General features: G+C 65.7%; 23 protein-coding genes. 11 read left to right on the top strand and 12 right to left on the bottom strand.

Annotated elements, in window-relative coordinates; translation table 11 throughout:
- Entirely contained in the window at nucleotides 1-1,449 is a 1,449-nt protein-coding gene (locus tag IE116_RS07910; protein ID WP_189611322.1) for an efflux transporter outer membrane subunit, read from the top strand.
- A gap of 210 nt (nucleotides 1,450-1,659) precedes the next feature.
- Here IE116_RS07910 and IE116_RS07905 read toward each other — a convergent pair whose 3' ends face one another.
- Nucleotides 1,660-2,625 carry a Bug family tripartite tricarboxylate transporter substrate binding protein gene (locus tag IE116_RS07905; RefSeq protein ID WP_229828052.1) on the bottom strand — a complete coding sequence of 322 codons (966 nt, stop codon included), beginning with the start codon at nucleotides 2,623-2,625 and terminating at the stop codon, nucleotides 1,660-1,662.
- Between the two features lie 108 nt (nucleotides 2,626-2,733).
- Nucleotides 2,734-3,687, bottom strand: coding sequence for a Bug family tripartite tricarboxylate transporter substrate binding protein (locus IE116_RS07900; RefSeq protein ID WP_189611320.1), 954 nt, complete (start codon nucleotides 3,685-3,687; stop codon nucleotides 2,734-2,736).
- A gap of 215 nt (nucleotides 3,688-3,902) precedes the next feature.
- On the opposite strand from IE116_RS07900, the gene azu reads away from it, so the two are divergent.
- Nucleotides 3,903-4,328: an azurin gene (gene azu, locus IE116_RS07895; RefSeq protein WP_373303039.1), complete on the top strand. Its 426-nt coding sequence runs from the start codon at nucleotides 3,903-3,905 to the stop codon at nucleotides 4,326-4,328.
- Nucleotides 4,329-4,506: 178 nt separating this feature from the next.
- On the opposite strand, the gene IE116_RS07890 is transcribed toward azu, so the two are convergent.
- The 9 genes from IE116_RS07890 to andR all read right to left on the bottom strand — a co-directional run bounded on the left by IE116_RS07890 (nucleotide 4,507) and on the right by andR (nucleotide 14,754).
- Nucleotides 4,507-4,698 (bottom strand): hypothetical protein, encoded by a 192-nt coding sequence (locus IE116_RS07890; protein WP_189611316.1) that lies wholly within the window; start codon nucleotides 4,696-4,698, stop codon nucleotides 4,507-4,509.
- Between the two features lie 176 nt (nucleotides 4,699-4,874).
- Nucleotides 4,875-5,657, bottom strand: a complete 783-nt coding sequence (locus tag IE116_RS07885; protein WP_189611314.1) for a YdcF family protein — start codon at nucleotides 5,655-5,657, stop codon at nucleotides 4,875-4,877.
- Between the two features lie 15 nt (nucleotides 5,658-5,672).
- Nucleotides 5,673-7,502 carry a THUMP domain-containing protein gene (locus tag IE116_RS07880; protein ID WP_229828051.1) on the bottom strand — a complete coding sequence of 610 codons (1,830 nt, stop codon included), beginning with the start codon at nucleotides 7,500-7,502 and terminating at the stop codon, nucleotides 5,673-5,675.
- 11 nt (nucleotides 7,503-7,513) lie between these two features.
- Nucleotides 7,514-7,936 carry a CopD family protein gene (locus tag IE116_RS07875; protein ID WP_189611312.1) on the bottom strand — a complete coding sequence of 141 codons (423 nt, stop codon included), beginning with the start codon at nucleotides 7,934-7,936 and terminating at the stop codon, nucleotides 7,514-7,516.
- Nucleotides 7,937-7,973: 37 nt separating this feature from the next.
- Complete coding sequence (locus IE116_RS07870; protein WP_189611310.1) at nucleotides 7,974-9,251, bottom strand: glutamate-5-semialdehyde dehydrogenase; 1,278 nt, start codon at nucleotides 9,249-9,251, stop codon at nucleotides 7,974-7,976.
- A 23-nt stretch (nucleotides 9,252-9,274) separates the two neighbouring features.
- On the bottom strand, nucleotides 9,275-10,339 hold the full coding sequence (gene holA / locus IE116_RS07865; RefSeq protein ID WP_373302969.1) for a DNA polymerase III subunit delta: 1,065 nt from the start codon (nucleotides 10,337-10,339) through the stop codon (nucleotides 9,275-9,277).
- Nucleotides 10,340-10,397: 58 nt separating this feature from the next.
- Nucleotides 10,398-10,991, bottom strand: a complete 594-nt coding sequence (locus tag IE116_RS07860; protein ID WP_229828050.1) for an LPS-assembly lipoprotein LptE — start codon at nucleotides 10,989-10,991, stop codon at nucleotides 10,398-10,400.
- Nucleotides 10,988-13,648 carry a leucine--tRNA ligase gene (gene leuS / locus IE116_RS07855; protein ID WP_189611306.1) on the bottom strand — a complete coding sequence of 887 codons (2,661 nt, stop codon included), beginning with the start codon at nucleotides 13,646-13,648 and terminating at the stop codon, nucleotides 10,988-10,990. The genes IE116_RS07860 and leuS overlap by 4 nt, the downstream gene beginning before the upstream one ends.
- 140 nt (nucleotides 13,649-13,788) lie before the next feature.
- Nucleotides 13,789-14,754, bottom strand: a complete 966-nt coding sequence (gene andR, locus IE116_RS07850; protein ID WP_189611304.1) for an anthranilate 1,2-dioxygenase regulatory protein AndR — start codon at nucleotides 14,752-14,754, stop codon at nucleotides 13,789-13,791.
- A 231-nt stretch (nucleotides 14,755-14,985) separates the two neighbouring features.
- On the opposite strand from andR, the gene andAc reads away from it, so the two are divergent.
- The 9 genes from andAc to IE116_RS07805 all read left to right on the top strand — a co-directional run bounded on the left by andAc (nucleotide 14,986) and on the right by IE116_RS07805 (nucleotide 24,277).
- Nucleotides 14,986-16,257, top strand: coding sequence for an anthranilate 1,2-dioxygenase large subunit AndAc (gene andAc / locus IE116_RS07845; protein ID WP_189611302.1), 1,272 nt, complete (start codon nucleotides 14,986-14,988; stop codon nucleotides 16,255-16,257).
- A 6-nt stretch (nucleotides 16,258-16,263) separates the two neighbouring features.
- Nucleotides 16,264-16,749 carry an anthranilate 1,2-dioxygenase small subunit AndAd gene (gene andAd / locus IE116_RS07840; protein ID WP_189611300.1) on the top strand — a complete coding sequence of 162 codons (486 nt, stop codon included), beginning with the start codon at nucleotides 16,264-16,266 and terminating at the stop codon, nucleotides 16,747-16,749.
- A gap of 62 nt (nucleotides 16,750-16,811) precedes the next feature.
- Complete coding sequence (locus IE116_RS07835) at nucleotides 16,812-17,108, top strand: non-heme iron oxygenase ferredoxin subunit (protein WP_189611298.1); 297 nt, start codon at nucleotides 16,812-16,814, stop codon at nucleotides 17,106-17,108.
- Between the two features lie 92 nt (nucleotides 17,109-17,200).
- On the top strand, nucleotides 17,201-18,367 hold the full coding sequence (locus tag IE116_RS07830) for an ABC transporter substrate-binding protein (protein ID WP_189614508.1): 1,167 nt from the start codon (nucleotides 17,201-17,203) through the stop codon (nucleotides 18,365-18,367).
- Nucleotides 18,368-18,466: 99 nt separating this feature from the next.
- The gene (locus IE116_RS07825; protein ID WP_189611296.1) at nucleotides 18,467-19,387 is read left to right on the top strand and encodes a branched-chain amino acid ABC transporter permease; all 921 of its coding nucleotides are present in this window, start codon (nucleotides 18,467-18,469) and stop codon (nucleotides 19,385-19,387) included.
- Between the two features lie 104 nt (nucleotides 19,388-19,491).
- Nucleotides 19,492-20,448: a branched-chain amino acid ABC transporter permease gene (locus IE116_RS07820; RefSeq protein ID WP_189614507.1), complete on the top strand. Its 957-nt coding sequence runs from the start codon at nucleotides 19,492-19,494 to the stop codon at nucleotides 20,446-20,448.
- Nucleotides 20,445-21,194, top strand: coding sequence for an ABC transporter ATP-binding protein (locus IE116_RS07815; RefSeq protein WP_189611294.1), 750 nt, complete (start codon nucleotides 20,445-20,447; stop codon nucleotides 21,192-21,194). The genes IE116_RS07820 and IE116_RS07815 overlap by 4 nt, the downstream gene beginning before the upstream one ends.
- On the top strand, nucleotides 21,191-21,907 hold the full coding sequence (locus IE116_RS07810; protein ID WP_189611293.1) for an ABC transporter ATP-binding protein: 717 nt from the start codon (nucleotides 21,191-21,193) through the stop codon (nucleotides 21,905-21,907). Before IE116_RS07815 ends, IE116_RS07810 begins: the two co-directional genes overlap by 4 nt.
- Nucleotides 21,908-21,973: 66 nt before the next feature.
- Nucleotides 21,974-24,277, top strand: a complete 2,304-nt coding sequence (locus tag IE116_RS07805; RefSeq protein ID WP_189611290.1) for a UvrD-helicase domain-containing protein — start codon at nucleotides 21,974-21,976, stop codon at nucleotides 24,275-24,277.
- Between the two features lie 211 nt (nucleotides 24,278-24,488).
- Here the strand turns inward: IE116_RS07805 and infA are convergent, their stop codons facing one another.
- Nucleotides 24,489-24,752: a translation initiation factor IF-1 gene (infA, locus tag IE116_RS07800; protein WP_189611288.1), complete on the bottom strand. Its 264-nt coding sequence runs from the start codon at nucleotides 24,750-24,752 to the stop codon at nucleotides 24,489-24,491.
- Between the last annotated feature and the right edge of the window lie 32 nt (nucleotides 24,753-24,784).

Here is a 24,784-nt window from a genome sequence, read left to right as displayed (position 1 = left end):
ATGAGCAAGCACGTATTCGCGCTCGCGACCGCGGCGGCCCTGCTGGCAGGGTGCTCGTTCGCGCCCACCTATGAGCGCCCCGCGGCGCCCGTCGAGGCGAGCTTCGCGTCGCACGGCGCTCCGGCGCCGGCGGCCGGGCAGACGTCCGCCGCCGACATCGGGTGGCGCAATTTCTTTGGCGATCCGCGCCTGCAGCGGCTGGTCGAGCTGTCCTTGCAGAACAACCGCGACCTGCGCGTGGCCATCCTCAATATCGAGGCGGCCCGGGCGCAGTACGGCATCACCAATGCCGACCGGTTGCCGACGCTGAACGCGCAGGCTACCGGCACCCGTGCCCGCACGCCGGCCGACCTGTCTATCCTGCGGCAGGCGACCACGGGCGGCCAGTTCACGGTCGGCCTGGGCGTTACCGCCTTCGAACTGGATCTGTTCGGCCGGGTGCGCAACCTGAGCGAAGCGGCCCTGACGCAGTACCTGTCGACCGCCGAAGCGGCCGCGTCCACCCAGATCAGCCTGGTGGCCCAGGTGGCCAATGCCTACCTGAACGAACGCGCCGCCGATGAACAGCTGGTGATCGTCGGGCGCACGCTGGAAGCCCGCCAGCGCTCGCTCGAACTGATCAAGTTGCGTTTCGACAATGGCGCGGCGTCGGAACTGGAGTTTGCACAGTCCAACGCGCTGGTGCAGACGGCGCGCGCCGACCTGGCCATCGCGCTGCGCAATCGCGCGCAGTCGACCAACGCGCTGGTGCTGCTGATCGGACAGCCGTTGCCGGCCGACCTGCCGCCGCCCCAGCCGCTGTATCAGCAGAACATCCTGGCGGACGTGCCCGTCGGGCTGACGTCGGACCTGATCGAACGCCGTCCGGACATCCGGTCGGCCGAGCAGACGCTGCGGGGCAACAACTACAGCATCGGCGCCGCGCGGGCCAACTTCTTCCCGCGCATTTCGTTGACCGGGTCGGCAGGCACGTCCAGCAGCCAGCTGTCCGGGCTGTTCGGCAGCGGGTCGCAGGCATGGAGCTTCGCGCCGCAGATCGTATTGCCGATCTTCGACAACGGCCGTAATCGCGCGAACCTGACGCTGGCCGAAGTGCGCCGCGATATCTCGGTGGCGAACTACGAAAAGACGATCCAGACGGCGTTTCGCGAAGTGGCGGACACGCTGGACGCGAAAGCGACCTACGACGACCAGATCCGGGCCACCGAAGATCTGGTGCGCGCGTCGCAGCGCAACCTGGAACTGTCCGACCTGCGCTACCAGAACGGCATCGAAAGCCTGCTGCAACTGGTGGATGCACAGCGCACGCTGTTCACGGCGGAACAGTCCTTGTTGCAGGCCCGTCTGCAGCGGCTGAACAACCTGGTGCAGCTGTACAAGTCGCTGGGTGGCGGTTGGTCGGAAACGACCGCGGCCCCCGCGCCCGCGCCGGTGTCGCAACTGCGCTGAGCAGCAAGGGCGGGGAAGGTCCCCGCCGGCTCGGGGGAGTGGGCCCCGTCAACGCCCCAAGTCAAGGAGGTCATCCTGGACTTGGGGCGTTGTTGCGTCTGGGGCCCCTGGCTGTGTGGCCTCGGGTCGGTGGCTGCCGGGGGCGGGGCGGTGCCGCGGGCAGGGCTCGGCGTGCGTGGCGGTGCGCGGTGTTGCGCGAGCCCGCGCGGCTTACGGGCTGGACCGCCTGGGATCGTTCCAGAACGCATACGACGCCGTCAGTTCGCGCCGGGCGCCTTCCAGGTCGGTGGGCGCCAGATGCATGGGCATGTCGGCGATCCTGGCCTTGACGGCGTCGTCGGCCAGCACCTTGCGCAGGGCCGCGTTGAAGCGTTCCGCCATGGGCGGAGGCAGTCCCTTGGGTGCAAAGAAGGCGGTGAAGCTGTTGACGTTCACGCCGGAAAAGCCCAGTTCTTCGAAGGTGGGCACGTCGGGCAACAGCGCCGACCGGGACGTGCCCGAGACGGCCAGGATGCGCAGCTTGCCGCCCCGCGCCATGGCGACGCCTTCGGCTTCGCCGGTCACCCCCGCCGCGATCTGGCCGCCGATCAGTTGCGGCATGACGGCGGCCGATCCGCTGAAGGGCACGGGCTGAAGCTGGATGCCCGCCTTGCGGTCGATCGCCATACCGATGATGGCTGGCACGCCGCCCTGCAGCGGCACGCCGTAATTGGCGTCTTGCGGATGCGCGCGCGCGTAGTCCACGAACTCGGTCAACGTTTTGGCCGGGCTGGTGACCGGCACCGCGAACGTCCACTGGAAGCGGGCAACCTGGCCGACCGGGGTGAAGTCCTTCATGGCGTCGTAGCCCGCAGTGGGCGTGATCAGCGGCACGACCACCACGGCGTGGTCGATCGACAGCAAGAAGGTGTTGCCATCCGGCGCCGCCGCCTTGACCGCGGCGGTGCCGATCTGCCCGCTGGCCCCGGCACGGTTTTCCACCACCACGTTCTGCGCCAGTTCCCTGGAAAGCCGGGGGGCCAGCAGGCGCGCCAGCGCGTCGGTGGCGCCGCCTGCGGCATAAGGCACGACGATCCTCAGGGTGGGTTTGCCTTCTTGTGCGTGCGCCCCGCCGGCGAACAGGGCGGCCAGGCTGCTTGCCGTCAACGTAGTCAGCCGGTGTCGTCTCGAAAACATGGTCTTCCTTGCAGTGAAGTGAGCAAAAGGACGTCAACAGTGCGATTCGCCCTCTGATTCTTCAATGCGCGGAAGTCGCAACGGGGCGACTACGTACCCGGCCAGCCCTCATTTTTTTGCTTTGGTGGCTTTTTCCCAGAAGGCCTGTGACGCGGCCAGTTCACGCCGGGCGCCTTCCAGATCGGTCGGGTCCAGCAGCAAGGGCATGTCCTTGATCTTGCGCTTGACCTCGTCGTCTTTCAGGACGTTGCGCAGGGCTGCATTGAATGCCTGGGCCATCGGCTGCGGCAGCCCCTTGGGCGCGTAGAAGGCGTGGAAACTGTTGACATTCACGCCCGGAAAGCCCGCCTCTTCAAAAGTGGGCACGTCGGGAAGGACAGGCGACCGGGCGCCGCCTGACACGGCGATGATGCGCACCTTGCCTTCCCGCGACAGGGTCAGCGCTTCCGGCTCGCCGGTAACCCCCGCGCTGATCTCGCCGGCCACCAGCGGCGGCAACACCGCTGACGAACCGCTGTAGGGCGTGGCCTGAAGGGGAACGCCGGCCTTGCGTTCGATGACCGTGCCTATGATTTCGGGCACGCCGCCTTTCAATGGAATGCCGTAATTGGCGTCCTGCGGCCTGGCGCGCAGCAAGTCGACATAGCCGGCCAGATTCCGGGCGGGGCTGCTTGCCGGGACGCTGAGCGCCCACTGGTAGCGGGCCACCTGGCCGAGCGGGACGAAGTCCTTGATCGCGTCGTAGCCCGCCGTTGGCGAGATGAGCGGGACCACGACCACGGCGTGGTCGGGTGCCAGCAGCAGGGTCGCCCCGTCGGCCGCCGCGGACTTGACCGCGGCGGTGCCGACCTGGCCGCTTGCGCCTGCCCGGTTTTCTACCTGGATGGGGGTGCCCAGCTGTTTGGCGAGGCGGGGTGCAAGGAGGCGGGCCAGCTGGTCGGTTGCCCCGCCGGCCGCGAATGGCACGACGATCTTGACGGGCTGCTTGAAGTCCTGTGCCGACGCACTGGTGGCAATACCTGCGAAGGCGGCGGCGATGACCACGTGGCGCAATGGTGTCATGGAGTTCCCTTTGGACGAATGACGATGGCAATCCGATGGCGAAACAGCCATGCGGGGTGGGTTGCCACAATGCAATTCCTGGTGGCCGCGCTCAATTCGCGGTCGCGCCAAAGGGGGTTCTACGTAGCGCAAGCCGCTAAAGTATGATGGGCTTTGCTTGACACCAGGAAGAGTGAATCACCATGAAGAAACACCTTATTGCCGGTATCGCATTGATGGGCGCCCTTGCGGCGCCTGGTATGGCTTCGGCCGCGGCGTCCTGCTCGGTCGAGGTACAGGGCAATGACGCCATGCAGTTCAATACCAAGACCATTGCAGTCGACAAGAGCTGCAAGCAGTTCACGGTCAACCTGACGCACCCGGGCAAGCTGCCCAAGGCGTCGATGGGCCACAACTGGGTGCTGACCACCCAGGCAGATATGCAGAAGGTTGCGACCGATGGCATGTCGGCCGGGCTGGACAAGGATTACGTCAAGCCGGGCGACGCGCGCGTGATTGCCTTTACCAAGGTGATCGGTGGCGGCGAGAAGACCTCCGTCACGTTCGACACCAGCAAGCTCAAGGCGGGCGAAAAATACGCCTACTTCTGCTCGTTCCCGGGACACTGGGCGATCATGAAGGGCGAGCTGACGCTGAACTGAGCGGCCGTCAGGTGACTGGCCGCTGGCTGGGCGCCGGGTGCCAAAGCCAGCCGCCAGGCATGGGCACCCGGCAAGGCGCCTTGACGCCAGCGCACCGGGGCTCACGAACCGAGCGGGCAAAACAAAGGGCGACACCTTTACAGGTTCGCCCTCTCTTTTTTACAGCTAGCGAAACAGCTTAGCCGTTGGCGTACTGCACGTCTTGCTTGCGCGCGATCGACTTCAAATCAGCCATCGTGGAGATGAATGCCATCGCGACCTTCTTAACCAATGCGAAAGGTTGCGGGGCGGCATATCCGTTGGCCAGTTCGTTGCGGACCAGTTCGCGTTCGAGAGTGTCAGTCAACTTGCTTTCTTGAACGTAGTTCATGGTATTGCTCCGTCTGGGGTTTTCGCCTAGGAGTAATCACCTAGGGAATAACCCTATATTAGGGCAAACCCTAGACGAGAGCAAGCCTTGGTTCAGGCGCCTGTCAAGAATGCGGGGGTTTGTGTCGCTTGCACCACAAACATGCGGCGATTGCGCCACATCGGTGCCGAAGCGGGCTAGCGCGAGCTCGCCAATGCGGGTGCGTGGGCGTACAGCCAGGCCCCGAGGCCTTCGTGAACGATGAGCACACTGTTGGAAAAGGAGTTGGCGTCGGGCAGCAGCCCATGGAATGGCCGGCCGTTGGGCGCGCTGAGGTAGCCCATGGGCGCCGGGATCACCGTAAAGCCCTGCTGGAGGAACAGCCTGCGGGCGCGGGGCATGTGCCACGCCTGGGTGACCAGCACGATGCGGGTCTTGCCTTGCGGTTCGAGCATGGCCCAGCTGCGTTCGGCGTTTTCTTGCGTCGTGCGGCTGTCGCCTTCGCGCCATTGCACCGGCTGCTGATGATCCTGCTCGAACACCTCGGCCATCAAGTCGGCCTCGCTGGGGTGACTGTCGTCTTCCCAGACTTTGCCGCCCGACACCAGCACCGGAAGCTGGCTGGCTTTGGCGATGCGCGCCCCATAACGCACGCGTTCGGTGCTATAGATGCCCGCCACGTCCTTGCCCCAGCCAGGGTCGGACTCGCGCCGGCCGGCGCCCAGCACGACGATGGCATCGGCGCGGCCCGCCAGGACAGGCCACGCCGCCGCCGGCAGGGGCGCATCGGTTTCCAGGCGGCGGCCGCCCCATTCGACAAACCAGGGCGTCGACAGCATCCACAAGGCGGCCACGCTGCCCAGGAACAGAAGCGACGCCAGCCTGGGCAGGCGGCGGCGGAACAGCCAGGCCACCAGCAGCACGAGCAGCAGGCAGCCTGGCGGCAGCGCCAGCATCTTCAACAGATAACGCAGGTCCATGGACTGTCGGGCAACCTAGCGGCGAAAGCCGCCCGCGACCAGCTCGAAGCCGAACAGGCGGCATTCAAGCGCGCCGTTGTACAGCGGCGTGCGGCGCGACGGATTCAGACGCAGCTTTTTCGGCAGGTCCAGGTCGTTCGTGATCATGTGCATCTGCCATCCGCCGAACTCGCGCTTGAGCGTCGACGCCCATTCGGTCCAGAGCTGGGTGTCCGTGTCGATATCCAGCCGCTCGCCGTAGGGCGGATTGGTGATGATCCAGCCCACCTGCTCATCCAGCGGGCAGGTGTCGCGCGCATCGGCGACTTCGAAGTAGACGGCGTCTTCGGTCAGGCCGGCACGTTCAGCGTTGTCGCGCGCGGCGGCAATGGCGCGTTCGTCGATGTCGGCGCCGGCCAGCTGCATGGGCAGCTTGGGCAGGATGTGGGCGCGAGCATCTTCTTTCAGGTCGCGCCACCGCCATTCCTGGTGGCCCCGCAGGCGTTCGAACGCGAAGGGGCGGCTGATGCCCGGCGGCACGTTCAGCGCCTTGAGGGCGGCTTCGATCACGATGGTGCCGCTGCCGCAAAAGGGGTCGAGCAAAGGGCTGTCGATACGCCAGCCCGACAGCGCGAGCAGGCCCGCCGCCAGGTTTTCACGCAGCGGCGCTTCGCCCTTGTCCAGGCGCCAGCCGCGCTTGAACAGGCTTTCACCCGACGTGTCGAGGTACAGCGTGGCGGTGGTTTCGGACAGGAACACGTGAACGCGCGCGTCGGGGCGCACCGTGTCGATGCTGGGGCGCTCGCCCTCGCGATCGCGCAGCCGGTCGCAAATGCCGTCCTTGGCTCGCAGGTTGCAGAACTGCAGGCTTTTCATGGGGCTGCGGACGGCCGACGTATCCACCCGCAAGGTCTGCTCGGCGCCGAACCAGCGTTCCCATGGCGTGGCGCGCGCCAGTTCCAGCAGGTCGTCTTCGGTATGGACCGTGCCGTAGTTCACCTGCACCAGGATGCGGGTCGCCAGACGCGATTGCAGGTTGACCCGCATGACTTCGGTCCAGTCGGCCGTGAAGTGCGCACCGGCGCGGCCGGCCCAGGCGTCGGCAAAGCCGAGGCCTTTCAGTTCGTCCACCAGCACGCCCTCCAGGCCCTGCGGGCAGGGGGCGAACACCGGGAAAATCTCGACACCGGGTTTGGCGCGGGCTGCGACGGCTTCCGCCTGAGCAGTGACTGGCGCGGCAGGCGTGCGCGACGGTGAATTGCGCGGACGAAAGCCGCCGCGCTGCGTGCCGGGCGCGCCCCGGCCGGCGTCCATGGTGGGACGGGACGCGCGCGAGGTCGTGTCGCCGACCGACTGGTCGCCTTCATGCGCCGCCACGCTCAGGTCCTGCTCGGATTCCGTCGAACGGAAGGTCGGACGGCGCTCGCGCGCGTTCGGGTTGGCGGAGCCGGAACGGCCTGCTGCGGAACGGCCCTCGCCGGGGCGGCCGCCTGACGCGCGATCGCCACGGTCGCCACGATCACCGGAGGGACGATCGCTGCCGGGTCGGCCACCTGCGGCCGCCGGACGTGCCGACGGGGATCTTGCGCCGGCACTTGCGGGATCTGAGCGGTCCGACGACCGCTCTGGAAAGCGATCAGGGCGGCCAGCATCGCGGCCGGCAGCGCCTTCACCGCGCTCGCCGCGATCAGGCTCGGCCGCGCGCTCCAGTCGGCGGGCCTTGCCGCTTTCCAGCGCCGCCTGGACCACGCGCCGCGCGCGGGGACCGGAGCGGCTGCGGCCGTCGTCCGGACGCGGCGAGGCGTCGGCCGGTGCGCGGTCGGCCGGGTTCAGGGAAATCTTCTTGCGCGGAGGGGTATCGGACAAAATAAGGCCAATTAGAAAGGTTTGACGACCACGAAGATCACGGCGGCCAGCAGCAACAGCACAGGCACTTCGTTGAACCAGCGGTAGAACACATGCGACCGCGCATTGCGGCCGGCTTCGAATTTGCGGAGCAGGCTGCCACAGGCATGGTGATAGCCGATCGTGAGCACGACCACCGCCAGCTTGGCGTGCATCCAGCCATTGCCGGGACCCTTCCCGATACCATAGCCCAGGTAGAGCCACAGCCCAAGCAGCACGGCAGGCACCGACAGGATCGACGTGAAACGATACAGCTTGCGCGCCATGAGCAGCAGGCGCGACACCACGGCCGGCTGGGTTTCCTGCGCCAGGTTCACAAAGATGCGGGGCAGGTAGAACAGCCCGGCAAACCAGGAAGCGACGAACAGGATGTGAAAGGCTTTGACCCACAACATGACGATTTCCTGATGGGACCTAATGGGACTGATGAGACTAATGAGACGACGTGCCGCGCGTTTGCGCGTCGCCGGACAGCACCCACTTGAGCGTGGTCAGGCCTTCCAGCCCGACCGGTCCCCGTGCGTGCAGCTTGTTGGTCGAAATGCCGATTTCCGCGCCCAGACCATACTCGAATCCGTCGGCAAAGCAGGTCGGCAGGTTGACATAGACCGAACTGGAATCGACTTCGCGCTGGAAGCGGCGCGCCGCGCCGATCTGCTCGGTGACGATGGCGTCGGTGTGGCCCGAGCCGTGGGTGGCAATGTGCTCGATGGCATCGTCCAGCGACGCCACCACGCGCACGGCCAGGATCGGCGCCAGGTACTCCGTATCCCAATCTTCGGCCGTCGCGGCCGCGATGCCGGGCAGGACCGCAAGGGTGCGCTCGCAGCCGCGCAATTGCACGCCGTGGGTGGCAAAGGCCGCCGCCACTTCGGGCAGGAACGCGGGCGCCACGGCTTCGTGCACCAGCAGGGTTTCCATGGCGCCGCAAATGCCGTAGCGGTAGGTCTTGGCATTGATGGCGATGGTGTGCGCCTTGCGCAAGTCGGCATCCCGGTCCACGTACACATGGCAGATGCCGTCCAGGTGCTTGATCATCGGCACCCGGGCTTCTTGCGACAGCCGCTGGATCAGGCCTTTGCCACCGCGCGGAACGATCACGTCCACGTGTTCCGTCATGGTGACCAGGATGCCCACCGCGGCGCGATCGGTCGTCGGCACCATCTGCACGCCGTCCAGGGGCAGGCCGGCGGCGGCCAGGCCGTCCTGCACGATCTTGCCCAGGGCAGTGTTGGAATGGAAGGCTTCCGAGCCGCCCCGCAGAATGGCCGCATTGCCCGACTTGATGCACAGGGCCGCGGCGTCGATCGTCACGTTTGGACGCGATTCGTAGATGATGCCAATCACGCCGATGGGCACGCGCATGCGGGCGATTTGCATGCCGTTGGGGCGGATGCGGGTGTCGGTCAGTTCGCCGACCGGATCCGGCATGGCGGCGATCTGCTCGAGCCCGGTGGCCATCAGGTCCAGCGCGCGGTCCGACAAGGTCAGCCGGTCCAGCAGCGCCGGTTCCAGCTGGTTGGCGCGCGCGGCGTCCAGGTCCTTGCGGTTTTCTTCCTGCAGCCAGGCAGCGTTCGTGCGCAGGCCCTGGGCCATGGCGCGCAGCGCAGCGGCCTTGGCGGCGCCGTCGGCACGCGCCAGGGCGCGGGCGGCACGGCGAGCCTGCTCGCCGACGCGCTGAAGGGTGTCGTTCAAATCGTTCGATTGCATGGTGAAAAACGCCGGGTGTTGGTTTACACGGTTGACGCGGGTGACGCGGTTGAGGCAGCCACCCGCAGGGCCAGCCGTGTGACTTCGTGCCAGGGGTCGGACAGCCGTCCGGGTACCCGCAGGCCCTTGATGATCTTGTCCACGTCGTGCGCATGGCGCACCGCCGCGGGCCAGGCGTGCGCCGGGACCCGGCGCAGCGCCTGATTGGCCAGCTGTTCGTGGCTGCCGTAGAAGCGCAGCGTGCGCATCAGTGCCGGAACGCTCTGGCCTTGCTGGCCGGCCTGGGAAAGGCGCGCCAGCAAGCGGATTTCTTCGCCCACCGCCCACAGCACCAGGGGCAAGGCTTCGCCTTCGGCGCGCAGGCCTTCCAGCATGCGCACCACGCGGCGGGCATCGCCAGCCAGCATGGCGTCGCGCAGCTTGAAGACGTCGTAGCGGGCCACGTTCATCACCGCTTCCTGCACGTTGTCCAGCGTCAGGTCGCCCTCGGGATACAGCAGGGCCAGCTTCAGGATTTCCTGGTGCGCCGCAAGCAGGTTGCCTTCCACGCGGTCGGCCAGCCACTGCAGCACGTCAGGCCGGGCCCGCTGCTTCTGCCGGCCGAGCCGCTCGCCGATCCAGCCGGGCAGGGCGGGGCGCTCGATGGTTGGCACATCGATCACCACGCCGTGCGTGGTCAGCGCTGTGAACCACGCCGAGGCCTTGGTGGTGCGATCGAGCTTGGGCAGCATGACCACGGTGACGCAGTCGCCTTTCTGCGACGGCGCCTGCTTGGCCAGCCGCGCGATCACGTCGCCACCTGTCTTGCCTGGCTTGCCGGTCGGGATCTTCAGTTCCAGCAGCCGGCGGTCGCCGAACAGCGAAATCGACTGGCTGGCGCTGAGCAGGGTATTCCAGTCGCTGCGGGCGTCGGCCACGACCGTGTCGCGCTCGGTATAGCCGGCCGTGCGGGACGCCTGGCGCAGCAGGTCGCCCGCCTCGATCACCAGCAGGGGTTCATCGCCCGTGACGGTGTACAGGGCTTCGAGCGACTGGCCGGCCCGTTCCAGGTGCGCCGGCAGCTGCTCCGGACGCAAGGTCATGCCCATCGCAGCGCCTCCGCAGGCACGGACATCGGCACGACAGGCCCCTGGCGCACGCGCACGCTCAAATGGGCTCGGCCGCAGCCATGCGGCGCAGCAGCTGCTGGATGACTTCCATCTGCATGTCGCGGTAGAGCAGGTTGGCTTCCGACTCTTTGGCGAGCGTGGCCGCATCGTTGAAGGTCAGGTCGCGCTTGAGCATGATGGTGGTGGGCTGGATGAATTCATAGCCCTTGCCATTGTGCAGACGAAAGGTGAACAGATAGCGCAGTTCAAATTCGCGGACACGGCCCGACGCATCGAGCGACAGCACGCTGCGCTCGCGGGTATCGGACAGCACCTGCAACTGCGCTTCGGCCGCCTTGGGGTCTTCGACGATGTCCGTGCTGGTGGTGGTGCGCACGTAGCGGCGCAACTGCGCGCCGAGTTCGGACGTGTTTTCCAGGTTGACGTACAACGTCTTGAACGGCAGGTCGGCCGTGCCACGCAGGGCAAAGCCACAGCCGCCCAAAAAGGCCAGGACGCCGGCGGCGCCCAGGGCCTGCAGCGCACGCCGGCGGCCGGGCGCAGGCACGCCGGGCCTGCCGCCCGAGGCGCTGTTGGCCATGCCTGCGGTCGAAATGCCGGAGTCCTGCAAGGTCGAGCGACTGTCCATCATCCCACCACGTTCACGAGTTTGCCCGGCACGACGATAACCCGCTTTGGCGCGCGGCCTTCCAGGAATCGGGTCACGGCGTCATGCGTCACGGCCAGCGCTTCGATCGCGGCCTTGTCGGCGGCGCTCGGCACGCTCAAAGCGCCGCGCAGCTTGCCATTGACCTGCAGCATCAGTTCGACCTCATCGGTCACCAGCGCCGCGTCGTCCACCTGGGGCCAGGCCGCGTCGAGCAGGTCGCCGCGGGTGTCGGCAAAGCCCAGGTCGCGCCACGCGTGCCAGGTCAGGTGCGGCACGATGGGATACAGCACCGACAGCAGGATCTGCAGGCCTTCGGCCAGCGCGGCGTCGCCGAACTTGCCGTCGACCTTGGCGTCGTCCAGGGTGTTCAGCAGCTTCATGCCGGCCGACACCACGGTGTTGTACTGGATGCGCTGGTAGTCGTAGTCGGCCTGCTTGAGCAGCGCGTGCACGTCGCGGCGCAGCGATTTGACGGCGTTGTCGGCAGGGGTCCAGTCGGTGATGGCGCCGGCGGCCTGCGCTGCGGCCACCCGGCCCGCGTTGGCATGGCAGAACGACCACAGCCGCTTCAGGAAGCGGTGCGAGCCTTCCACGCCCGCGCCCGACCATTCCAGGGTCTGCTCGGGCGGGCTGGCGAACATCACGAACAGGCGCGCGGTGTCGGCGCCCTGGGTGTCGATCAGGGATTGCGGATCGACGCCATTGTTCTTGGATTTGGACATCGTGCCCACGCCGCCGTAGTCGACGGGCGACCCGTCTTTCTTGAGCGTCGCGCCAATGATCGCGCCCTTGGCGTCGTACACGTTCTCGACCTCGTCGGGCCAGAAGTATTCGATGCCGCCCGTGGCGCCCTTGCGCGAGTAGATATGGTTCAGCACCATGCCTTGCGTCAGCAGCTTGACGAAGGGCTCGTCAAACTTGACCAGGCCCAGGTCGCGCATCACCTTGGTCCAGAAGCGCGCATACAGCAGGTGCAGCACGGCATGTTCGATGCCGCCGATGTACTGGTCCATCGGCATCCAGTAATCGTTGCGTGCGTCCACCATCGCGTCGTCGTTGCCCGGCGATGTGTAGCGCATGAAGTACCAGGACGAGTCCACGAAGGTGTCCATCGTGTCGGTCTCGCGGCGCGCCGGCTTGCCGCAGGTGGGACAGTCGACGTTCAGGAATTCTTCGCACTTGGCCAGCGGGTTGCCGCTGCCGTCGGGGATCAGGTGCTCGGGCAAAATGACCGGCAGGTCTTTTTCGGGCACCGGCACGGTGCCGCAGGTCTCGCAGTGGATCATCGGGATCGGCGTGCCCCAATAACGCTGCCGCGACACGCCCCAGTCACGCAGGCGGAAGGTAGTGCGCTTTTCGCCCAGGCCCTTGGCCGCCAGGTCGGCCGCCACGGCGTCGACCGCGTGCACGTAGTCCAGGCCGTTGTACTTGCCCGAGTTGATGGTGCGGATGACGTTCTTGTCGCCATACCATTCCTGCCAGGCGTCGGTCGAATAGTCCTTGCCTTCGGCCGCCACCACCTGCGCGATCGGCAGGTCGTACTTCTTGGCAAACAGGAAATCGCGTTCGTCGTGCGCGGGCACGCCCATCACGGCGCCGTCGCCGTAGCTCATGAGCACGTAGTTGCCGACCCACACGTCGATCGGCTGGCCGGTCAGGGGATGCGTGACGGTCAGCCCGGTGGGCAGGCCTTCCTTTTCGCGCGTGGCCATTTCGGCTTCGGTCACGCCGCCCTGGCGGCAGGCTTCGATGAAAGCCTGCAGCTCGGGGTTGTTGCGCGCGGCGTGGGTCGCAAGCGGATGCTCGGGCGCGACGGCGCAGAAGGTCACGCCCATGATCGTGTCGGCGCGTGTCGTGAAGACGTACAGGCGCCCGTCCTGGATCAGCTGACCGGACGCGTCGCGGATGTCGTGGGTGAAGGCAAAGCGCGTGCCTTCGCTCTTGCCGATCCAGTGTTCCTGCATCAGGCGGACACGTTCGGGCCAGCCGGTCAGGTTGTCACGCACCTGGGACAGCAGTTCTTCGGCGTAGTCGGTAATGCGCAGGTAGTAGCCGGGGATCTCGCGCTTTTCGACCAGCGCGCCCGACCGCCAGCCGCGGCCGTCGATCACCTGTTCGTTGGCCAGCACGGTCTGGTCGACCGGGTCCCAATTCACCGTTTGCGTCTTGCGATAGGCGATGCCCTTTTCCAGCATCTTCAGGAACAGCCACTGGTTCCACTTGTAGTACTTGGGATCGCAGGCCGCCAGTTCGCGCGACCAGTCGATGCCCAGGCCCATCGCCTTCATCTGCTTCTTCATGTAGGCAATGTTGTCGTAAGTCCACTTGGCTGGCGGCACGCGCGACTTCATGGCGGCGTTTTCAGCCGGCATGCCGAAGGCGTCCCAGCCCATGGGCATCAGGACGTTGTAGCCCTTCATGCGCAGCTGGCGGTACATCGCATCGTTGATGGTGTAGTTGCGCACATGGCCCATGTGCAGCTTGCCGCTGGGATAGGGCAGCATCGAGCAGGCGTAGAACTTGGGCTTTTCCGTCCCGTCGGGCAACGTCGCGTGTTCGGTGGCCAGGTAGGCGTCGGTGGACTCCCAGTGGCGTTGAGCGGCGGTTTCGACTTCGGTAGGGGCGTAGCGTTCCTGCATGGTGTCCGGGGGCCTGAAAAGAGGGGCGCTGAAATAGCGGCGACCGACGCGGCGATGATCGCTGGCGTCTGGCTCAACCCGGCATTATAGAAGGTAGGACGCCGTCGCGGACAAATTGACGCCCCGGCGCCCCCCGGCCGTCAACAGGACTTGCGCAGCGTCTCGGAAGGCGGCTCGCCAAAGCGCTGCTGATAGGCCTGCGCAAAGCGGCCCAGGTGCAGAAATCCGCAGTCCAGGGCGACCGCCGACACGCTGCTGCCCGGGGTGGCGCGGCGCAGGCGGTCCCGCGCCTGGCCCAGGCGGACGTCGCGCAGGTATTGCATCGGCGTGATGTCGCGAAACCGGCGAAAGCCCGCCAGCAGGGTGCGCACCGGCACGTCCGCCGCCGCGGCGATGTCTTCCAGGCGGATGGCGTCGCCGGCGCGTTCTTCAATGAAGGATTCGGCCCTGCGCACGCAGCGCGGGGCAATGGTGGGGGTGACGATGTCGGCTTCGTCGGACCAGCGCTGGCCGGTCGTCAGCAGGCAGATCAACAGGCGTTCCAGTTCCACGGCGATCTTGGGGTGCTGCAGGGCGCACTGAATCAGTTCGGGCGAGGTCGCCATGGCGCGCAACTGCGCAAGCCAGGGCTGCAGGGCGGCGCTGTCCAGGTCCAGTTCGCGGTCGAACACCAGGCGGGACGCGCCGGTGTGCGCGGCGACGGTGGCGCGGTCGATGCGCAGCATGAACTGCTCGCAATCGGCCGACAGCATGGCCGCGAACGGCCGCCGGGGCGAACAGATCATGCCGCGGGCCTGATTGACCGCCACCGCCTGGCCATCGACCTTTGCATCGGCATGGCCGCTCAGGCAGAACATCAGCAGGTAGTAGTCGTCGAGATGCCCGGTGTCCACCTGCATGGCGGCCCCGAAATCCAGGGCGCCCATGCCGATCCCGCCCACCCGCACAAAGTCCATGTGAGACCGGACGCTGCCGCTGGCGCCGGGCACCAGGCGATGCGGCTGCATGACGCGCGATACCTGGTCGCGGGTCCGATCCAGGTCGTCGGACTCGAACAGTCGGGCCTGACGCAGGGCAATTGGTTCGAAGCGCTTGGCGGAAATCATACGGTGTCCATCGGCAGCAGGCGTTGACGCGGGAACGCGGACCCACCTATCCGGCGGGATCCTGCATGGCAAGCCAAAGCAAGAACTGCGCCATTTCGCGCGACGATCGCACGCGGAAAGCTGCGAGAAATGGCTAGGGGCGGGGCCATGCTGCCAGAAACGGCTAGAGCCGCACCCGGTAGCTGCCCACAATGAGCTCGACACGGTTTTTCGATATTCCCGGAGGTTCATATGGACGCAGTACAGGAAGCAGGCCTATCGGCCGCCAGCGAACACCCCATGCTGCGCTTTCCGCACGCTGATGGTGCGGGCGTGCCCTATAAGGTGTTCAGTTCTCAGGAAGTCTTTGAGCGGGAACAGGAAAAGATCTTCCGCGGTCCGACCTGGAGCTTTCTGGCGCTCGAAGCCGAAATTCCGAATCCCAACGATTTCAAGAGCACGTTCATCGGCGATACGCCAGTGGTGGTGACACGCACCGCCGAAGGCGAGCTGGCTGCCTGGGTCAACCGCTGCGCGCACCGCGGCGCGATCGTCTGCCGCAAGGCGCGGGGCAATGCGTCCAGCCATTCCTGTGTCTACCACCAGTGGAGCTACGACACCAAAGGCAATCTGGAAGGCGTGCCATTCCGCCGTGGGCAGAAGGGCGGCAGCCCCGGCATGCCGGCCGACTTCAACCCCAAGGACCATGCGATGCGCCAGTTGCGCGTCGAAAGCTACAAGGGCCTGGTGTTCGCCACCTTCAGCCCGATCGTCGAGCCCCTGGCCGACTACATCGGCCCGGAAATGCGGCCGTTTGTTGACCGCGTCTTCCACAAGCCGATCGAATACCTGGGCTGCACGCGCCAGTACTCCAAGTCCAACTGGAAGCTATACCTGGAAAACGTGAAGGATCCCTATCACGCCAGCCTGCTGCACCTGTTCCACACCACCTTCAACATCTTCCGCGTGGGCATGAAGGCCCGCACGATCCCCGATGCCAGGACGGGGCTGCACAGCATCATCACGGCCACCAAGACCGAAGACGACACGTCGTCGGCCTACAAGACGCAGGCCATCCGGTCATTCGATGAAGGCTTCGCGCTGGAAGACGATTCGGTGCTGGGCATGATCTCGGAATTTGACGAGGACATGACCAACCACATCCAGCCGATCTTTCCGCAACTGGTGATCCAGCAGATCCACAACACCCTGGTCGCTCGCCAGCTGCTGCCCAAGGGGCCGGACAACTTCGAGCTGATCTTCCACTTCTTTGGCTACACCGACGACACGCCGGAAATGCGCGCGCTGCGCATCAAGCAGGCCAACCTGGTGGGCCCGGCCGGCTACATCTCGATGGAAGATACCGAGGCGACCGAACTGGTCCAGCGCGGCACCGTGCGCGACGGCGACGCCCATTCGCTGATCGCGATGGCGCGCGACAAGCCGGACCTGCAGGACACCATGGTGACCGAGAGCCTGATCCGCCGTTTCTGGGTGGGTTACCAGAAGCTGATGGGCTATTAAAGAGAGATGAGCGAAATGATGGAAAAAATGCTGTTGTGGTTCGAGATGCACAGTCTTCAGGAACGGTATGTGAGCGTGCTCGATAACGACCAGTTGGAAGCGTGGCCGACGTTGTTCGTCGAGGACTGCTTCTACGAAATCATCCCGAAGGAAAACGCCGACATGGGCCTGAAGATCGGCGTGATCTATTGCGATAGCCAGCGCATGCTGCGCGACCGCGTCCTGTCGCTGCGCCACGCCAACATCTACGAGGAACACACCTACCGCCACATGACCTCGGGCATGCAGATCACGCAGATCGATGCCGACACGGTCGAGACGACGTCCAACTATGTCGTGGTGCAGACGCGCGGCAATGGCGAGTCGTTCGTGTACCAGGCGGGCGTCTACAAGGACGTCGTGGTGCGCACCGGCGAAGGCTGGAAATACAAGCGCAAGAGCGCCGTGTTCGACACGTCCCGTGTGCAGACCCTGCTCGCCACGCCTATCTGATCGATGACGGAGTCCACCATGTCTGCTGAGTTTTCCAGGACGCCGCCACCGAATGGTTCGATGTGGGCGCCCCCGCCGATTTCGATGATGGCGAGGTTGCGCCGGTCGTTGCCGATGGCATTGAAATCGCCGTGTTCCGTATCGGTGATGACCTGTTCGCCCTGCGCGACAAGTGCACCCACGGCCGCACCAAATTGTCGGACGGCTTCATTGAAGACGACTGTATCGAGTGCCCCTTGCACCAGGGCAAGTTCGCGATCCGCACGGGCGAGCCGATGAGCGAGCCGGTCACCAAGGCCGTCAAGGTGTTTCCGGTCCGGGTGGTCGACGGCCGGGTTCAGGTCGGCACGGCTGCCTGACGTTGCCTGCTGCAACCTGCCCGTCTTCGTTGTTCCTTTTTTGCAGTTTCCACCCTTACGGAGCACCCGCAATGTTCGAACACGCACTCGTCATGAAGCGTCTGGCCCTGGCTTGCGCGACCCTGGGCCTGGCCACGGCCGCCGTTGCCGCCACCGCCGCGCCGGTCAAGGTCGGCCTTGCGCTCGATATTTCCGGCCCCTTTGCCGCCACCGGCGCGGAACAGCGCGACGGCTTCAACCTGGCCATCGAAATGCTGGGCAACAAGCTGGGTGGCCAGCCGGCCGAGTTCCTGCAGACCGACATGGCCGGCAACCCCGACCAGGCGCGCCAGCTGGTGGAACGCTGGATTCAGCGCGACAAGATCGACCTGTTCTCCGGCCCGACCGGATCGAACGTGGCGCTGGCCGTCGGCCCCGCATTGTTTGCCGCCAAGGTGCCCTACATTTCGAGCAACCCCGGCCCGAGCCAGTACGCCGGCGCGCAGTGCAACGCCTACTTCTTCGGCACCTATCAGAACGACACCGCGCATGAATCGGCCGGCAAGTTCGCGTCGGACAAGAACTTCAAGAAGACGGTGCTGATCGCGCCGAACTATCCGGCCGGCAAGGATGGCCTGACCGGCTTCAAGCGCCGCTACACGGGCACCGTGGCCGACGAGATCTACACCAAGCTCGGTCAGCTCGATTATTCGGCTGAACTTGCGCAGTTGCGGTCCACCAAGCCCGATTCGCTCTACTTCTTCCTGCCGGGCGCGATGGGGATCAACTTCATCAAGCAATTCGTGGCGGCCGGCCTGTCGAAAGACATCACGCTGATCGCGCCGGCGTTTTCGGGTGACGAAGACATCATCCAGGCCGTGGGCGAACCGATGCTGGGCCTGTTTAACACCGCGCTGTGGGCGCACGACCTGGACGTGCCGGCCAACAAGACCTTCGTGGCCGAGTTCCGCAAGAAGTACAAGCGTTATCCATCGATCTACGCCGCGCAGGCCTTTGACGTGATCATGGGCATGGACGGCGCGGTGCGTGACGTGGGCGGCAAGGTGGCCGATCGTCCCGCCCTGGTCAAGGCGATCAAGGCGGCGAACTATTCGTCGATCCGGGGCAAGTACACCTACGGCAACAACCACTATCCGATCCAGGACTATTACGTCCGCCTGATCGGCAAGGATGCGCAGGGCGTCATCACCAACAAGACGCTGGGCAAGGTGCTCGAGAAGTACCAGGACTCGTATCACGACGCTTGCAAGATGATGTAAAGGGCGTCCCGAAGAAGGGCTCTGCAACGGGCGCTGCGGCGTTCGCGGCGGCGTCCTTCTTCGGTCGTGGCACTGCTTCAATCCGGGATACAGAACACTATGGATTCGATATTTGTCATCGAGCAACTGCTCAACGGCCTGGGGTACGGCTTCATGCTGTTCCTGCTTGCGGCCGGCCTGACGCTGGTGTTCGGCATCATGGACACCATGAACCTGGCGCACGGCTCGCTGTTCATGGCTGGTGGCTACGTGGCCGCGACGGTCCACACCCAGACCAACAGTTTCATTGCCGCGGTGCTGGCCGCGGTGGCGGTCACGATGCTGGTCGCGCTGCTGCTTGAATTGCTGCTGGTACGCCGCCTGTATGGCCGCGACCACCTGGCGCAGGTGATGGCGACCTTTGGCGTGATCCTGATCGCCGATGACGTGGTCAAGGCCATCTGGGGTCCGTCGCCCCTGATGGCGCCCACGCCGGCCGGCTTGACCAATCCGGTGCAGATCCTGCCCGACCTGCCGTATCCGTCCTATCGCCTGGTGATCCTCGGCGCGGGCCTGGCGATCGCGCTGGGCCTGTATCTGCTGGTGAACCATACGCGCGTCGGCATGCTGGTGCGCGCGGGCGCGTCCAACCGCAAGATGGCCGAATTGATGGGCGTGCGCGTGCGCGGCATCTTTACCTGGGTATTCCTGCTGGGCGCGGCGCTGGCCGCCGTGGCCGGTGCGCTGATGGGACCGATTTCAGCGGTCGAGATCGGCATGGGTGAAGCCATCCTGATTCCTGCGCTGGTGGTGATCGTGATCGGCGGAATCGGGTCGATCCGCGGCGTGTTCATCGCCAGCATGCTGGTGGGCCTGGTCGACATTGCCGGACGGGCCTTTTTGCCGCCCATGCTGCGCGCGACCTTGCCGCCAAGCATTGCCGCCGACCTGGCGCCCGCGCTGACCGGCATCGCGATCTACGCGCTGATGGCGGGCGTGCTGGCGTTCAAGCCGGCCGGCCTCTTTCCTGCCCGAGCCTGAGGAGCATCATGTCTACTGTCATTCCTCCCGTGGCCACCCCGGCTTCGGCAGCGGCTGTCACGCCGCGCGCCGCCCATGCCGCTCCCCGCGACACCCGTCCGGTCATGTCGCGCCTGCTCAAGATCGGCCCCTGGCTGCTGCTTGCCGTGCTGATCGCCTTGCCCTGGATCGCGCCCGCGCTGGGCCAGGACTATTACGTCGGCTTCGTGCGCCGCGCCCTGATCTTCATGCTTGCCGTGGCGGGCCTGAATTTCATCCTGGGCTACGGCGGCATGGTTGCGCTGGGCCAGGCCGGGTTCATCGGCGTCGGCGCCTACACCCTCGTTGCCATGTCCGATGCCGGCTTCACGTCGGCCTGGGCGATGTGGGGCGCGGCCGCGGTCGTGGCCGGGCTGGTGTCGGCGGTCGTGGGCCTGGTATCGCTGCGCACCCGCGGCGCCTACTTCATCATGATCACGCTGGCCTTTGCGCAGATGATCTATTACGTGTCGGTCTCGGTAAACGCCTATGGCGGTGACGACGGCTACAACCTGCCGCAACGTCCGGCCCTGGGCTTCGGCCTGGACAGCGCCCATGATGCGACGCTGTACTGGGTCGTGCTGGCCATCGTCACCATCCTGTTCGTGGGGCTGAACCGGATGACACGCTCGCGCTTTGGCCACGCCCTGGTCGGCACGCGCGACAACGAAACCCGCATGCTGGCGCTGGGCTACCCGGTGTTTGCGATCCAGCTGGTGGCCTTCGTGATTGCCGGCGCACTGGCCGGCCTGGCGGGCGCCTTGCTGGTCACGCACAACAGCTTTGTCAGCCCGTCGGTAATCAACTGGACGCAGTCGGCCACCATGATCGTGATGGTATTGCTGGGCGGCGTGGGCCGCCGCTGGGGCGGCCCGATCGGCGCGGGCGTGTGGATCGCGCTTGAAGAGCTGTTCCGTGGCTATACCGAATACTGGCACTGGCCGCTGGGCGCCTTGCTGATCTTCCTGGTGTTCTTTGCACCGCGCGGCATTGCGGCCCTGGCCGACGTCCGGACCAAACGTTCTTTCAAGGTGACGCCATGAGCCTCTTTCAAGCCCAGGGCCTGGTCAAGCGTTTCGGCGGCCTGACCGCCACCGACCATGTGGACCTGGATGTCGGCCCGAATGAAGTGCACGCCCTGATCGGGCCGAACGGCGCCGGCAAGTCCACGCTGGTCAACCTGATCTCTGGCCTGCTGCCGGTCGATGCGGGCCGCCTGGAACTGGACGGCGTCGACCTCACCCGCCTGCGTTCCAACCAGCGCGTGCGCGCCGGCCTGTCGCGCTGCTTTCAGGTCACCAGCATCTTTCGCGACGCGTCGGTGCGCGACAACCTGCTGCTGGCCGCGCAGGCGCACAGCGGGTCCAGCTTCCGTTTCATGGGCAACCGTGAACACGACCGCCAACTGCTCGACACCGCCATGGGCCTGGCCGAACGGGTCGGCCTGCAGCACGAGTTCGACCACATCGCCGGCGCCTTGCCGCACGGTGGGCAGCGCAAGCTGGACGTGGCGCTGGCGCTGGCGGCGCGGCCCAAATTGCTGTTGCTGGACGAGCCCATGGCAGGCATGGGGCAGGATGAATCCGCCCGCATGATCGATCTGATCCGCAGCCTGCGTACCGACATGGCCATTCTGCTGATCGAACACGATATGGACGCGGTGTTCCAGCTGGCCGACCGCGTGACGGTGCTGGTCTACGGCAAGGTGCTCACGTCGGGCACCCCCGCCGCCATCAAATCCAACCCCGAAGTCCAACGGGTCTACCTGGGCACGGAGGCGCACGCATGACCGCCAACGCATTGTTGTCCTGCCGCGGCCTGGAAGCCGGCTACGGCGCCAGCCAGGTGCTGTTCGGCATCGATTTCGACATCCGCGAAGGCGAGGTCGTCACCCTGCTTGGTCGCAACGGCATGGGCAAGAGCACGACGATCAAGACCCTGGTGGGCTCGCTCGCCCCGCAGGGCGGCGACATCCACTTTACCGGCAAGTCGACACGGGGCATGCGGCCCGACGCCATTGCGCGGCTGGGCATGGCCATCGTGCCCGAAGGCCGCCAGTGCTTCCCTAACCTGAGCGTGCGGGAACACCTGGTGGCTTTTGCCGACAACCGCAACGGCCGCAAGGACGAATGGACGCTGGACCGCATCTACGGCCTGTTTCCCCGCTTGAAGGAACGCGCCCAGAACCTGGGCAACCAGCTGTCGGGCGGCGAACAGCAGATGCTGGCGATCGGCCGGGCGCTGTCCACCAATCCGCGCCTGCTGATCCTGGACGAGGCGACCGAAGGCCTGGCCCCGGTCATCCGCGACGAGATCTGGCGCTGCCTGACGCAACTGAAGGCCGCCGGCCAGACCACGCTGATCGTCGACAAGTACGTGGAACGGCTGGTGGAATTTGCTGACCGGCATGTGATCCTGGAGCGGGGCAACGTTGTGTGGACGGGGTCATCGCCCGACCTGGCCGCCGATCGCAGCCTGTGGACGCGCTACATGGGGGTGTAGCGCCGAGGCAGGGGTGGGGTAAGTGCTAGACTGCCTGCCGCTATTCCGTTTTGTGAAAGACTGCCAATGTCCTTGCTCGACAATCTCAATCCCCCCCAGCTTGCCGCCGTCACCCTCGAGCCTCGCCATGCCCTGGTGCTGGCCGGCGCGGGCAGCGGCAAGACGCGTGTATTGACGACGCGCATGGCCTGGCTCATCCAGACAGGGCAGGTCAGCCCGCACGGCCTGATGGCGGTCACCTTCACGAACAAGGCGGCCCGCGAGATGCTGACGCGGATGACGTCCATGCTGCCCATCAATACCCGCGGCATGTGGATCGGCACCTTCCACGGGCTCTGCAACCGCATGCTCCGGGCGCATCACCGCGACGCCGGCCTGCCGCAGACCTTCCAGATCCTGGACACCGCCGACCAGCTGTCGTCGATCAAGCGGATGCTCAAGGGCGCCGGCATCGACGACGAAAAATTCCCGCCGCGCCAGGTGCAGCAGTTCATCAACGGGTCCAAGGAAGAGGGCCTGCGCCACACCGACGTCGAAGCCAACGACAACTTCAACCGCCAGCTGGTCGAGCTGTACGGCATGTACGACGCGCAGTGCCAGCGCGAAGGCGTGGTCGACTTTTCGGAACTGCTGCTGCGCAGCTACGAGCTGCTGTCGCGCAACGCCCCGATCCGCGAGCACTACCAGCACCGTTTCCGCCACATCCTGGTCGACGAATTCCAGGATACGAACCGCCTGCAGTACCGCTGGCTGAAATTGCTGGCGGGCGGCGGTGGCGCCGTCTTTGCCGTAGGCGACGATGACCAGTCCATCTATGCCTTCCGCGGCGCCAACGTCGGCAACATGGCCGAATTCGAACGCGACTTTGCGGCCGACCAGGTGATCCGGCTGGAACAGAACTACCGGTCGTATGGGCACATCCTGGACGCGGCCAACACGCTGATCCGCAACAACTCGGGCCGGCTCGGCAAGAATCTGTGGACCGATCGCGGCCACGGCGAACCGATCCGGGTGTACGAGGCAATGTCCGACCAGCAGGAAGCGCAGTGGGTGGTCGAAGAGATCCGCTCGCTCGTCAACGACGGGCGCCTGCGCAGCCAGATCGCCATCCTGTACCGCAGCAACGCCCAGTCGCGCGTGCTGGAACATGCGCTGTTCTCCGCCCAGGTGCCCTACAAGGTGTACGGCGGCCTGCGCTTTTTTGAACGCCAGGAAATTAAGCACGCGCTGGCCTACCTGCGGCTGATGGAAAATCCGCACGAAGACACCGCCTGGATGCGCGTCGTGAACTTCCCGACGCGCGGCATCGGCGCGCGCACGCTGGAACAGCAGGCCGACATTGCCCGCACCCATGCCATCAGCCTGTATTCGGCCGTGGGACACGTGGCCGGGCGCGGCGGCAACAACCTGGCGCAGTTCGCGTCGCTGGTCGACCGCATGCGCTTCGAAACTCAGAACCTGCCGCTGCATGAAATCGTTGAACACGTGATCGAGGCCAGCGGCCTGATCGCCCACTACCAGACCGAAAAGGAAGGCACCGAGCGCATCGAGAACTTGCGCGAACTGGTGAACGCCGCGGCGGCCTTTGCGTCCGAAGACGGGTATGCGTCGGACGATGCGGGCGCCTTGGCCACGACCCTGCCCGAGACCGCACAGGTGCTGCCGTCACCGCTGGCTGCCTTCCTGTCGCATGCGGCGCTGGAAGCCGGCGACAACCAGGCCAGCCTGGGCCAGGACGCCGTGCAACTGATGACGGTGCACGCCGCCAAGGGCCTGGAGTTCGAAGCCGTGTTCATTTCGGGGATGGAAGAGGGCCTGTTCCCGCATGAGAACAGCATCCTTGAACCCGCCGGACTGGAAGAAGAACGCCGCCTGATGTATGTGGCGATCACGCGAGCGCGCGAACGCCTGTACATGAGTTTTTCGCAGACACGGATGCTGCACGGCCAGACCCGCTACCACATGCGGTCGCGTTTCCTGACCGAAGTGCCGGAAGAGTCCCTGAAGTGGCTCACGCCCAAGATGGGCCTGGCCAAAGGCATGGACAGCACGCCCGCCTGGGGACGGTCATCGGCATGGATCGACAGCGAATCGGCCGACGGCGTCAGCATGGGCCGTAGCCGGGGCAAGGATGTGCACGGCTACGTCGGCGCGGCCGAGACGTACTCGAGCCGACGCACGGCGCCGGCAGGCGTCGAGGTCAACGGGAAGACGTACATGGTGGGACAAAGCGTGTCGCATCCCCGGTTCGGGGAAGGGGTGATCGTTCGCCTGCAAGGCGCCGGGCTGGATGCCCAGGTGCAGATCAACTTCAGTGGCTCGGGCACAAAGACCCTTGCGCTTGGCGTGGCCAAGCTGGATCCGGTCTGACGGCCGGATGAACCCAGCGCGGCGGCCGTCGCGGCGGTCGGCGTGCCGGGAAAGAAACCCCGGTGTCGGCCAACGCGCGTCTGGCTGCGCACGCTAACGATTCAGCTACTGCGGCCTGGCTCGTGCAGACAATAAACCAGCACGGCGCGACAGGCGAATTACTACACACGCGGCAGATCTACCCGCGCTACAGGCGCGGAACGCAAAACGCTTAGCGACGGGGAGGACGTGGCGTGCCCGGGGGACCCGAACGCTCGTCCTTGTGGCGGAAGCTGATGCGTCCCTTGGTCAGGTCATAGGGCGACAGTTCCATCGTCACCTTGTCGCCAGCCAGGATACGGATCCGGTGCTTGCGCATCTTGCCCGAGGCGTAGGCCGCGACTTCCATGCCGTTTTCCAGGGTCACCCGGAAGCTGGTGGACGGAAGCACTTCGGCGACGACGCCTTCCATTTCAATAAGGTCTTCTTTAGCCATATGTGATTCTCCGATGCATCGCCAGGATGCAA

The organism is Pigmentiphaga litoralis (assembly GCF_014651835.1).
GTDB lineage: Bacteria > Pseudomonadota > Gammaproteobacteria > Burkholderiales > Burkholderiaceae_B > Pigmentiphaga > Pigmentiphaga litoralis.
Note: the sequence above shows the minus strand (reverse complement) of the source record. Positions and strands in the feature narration are given on the sequence as shown.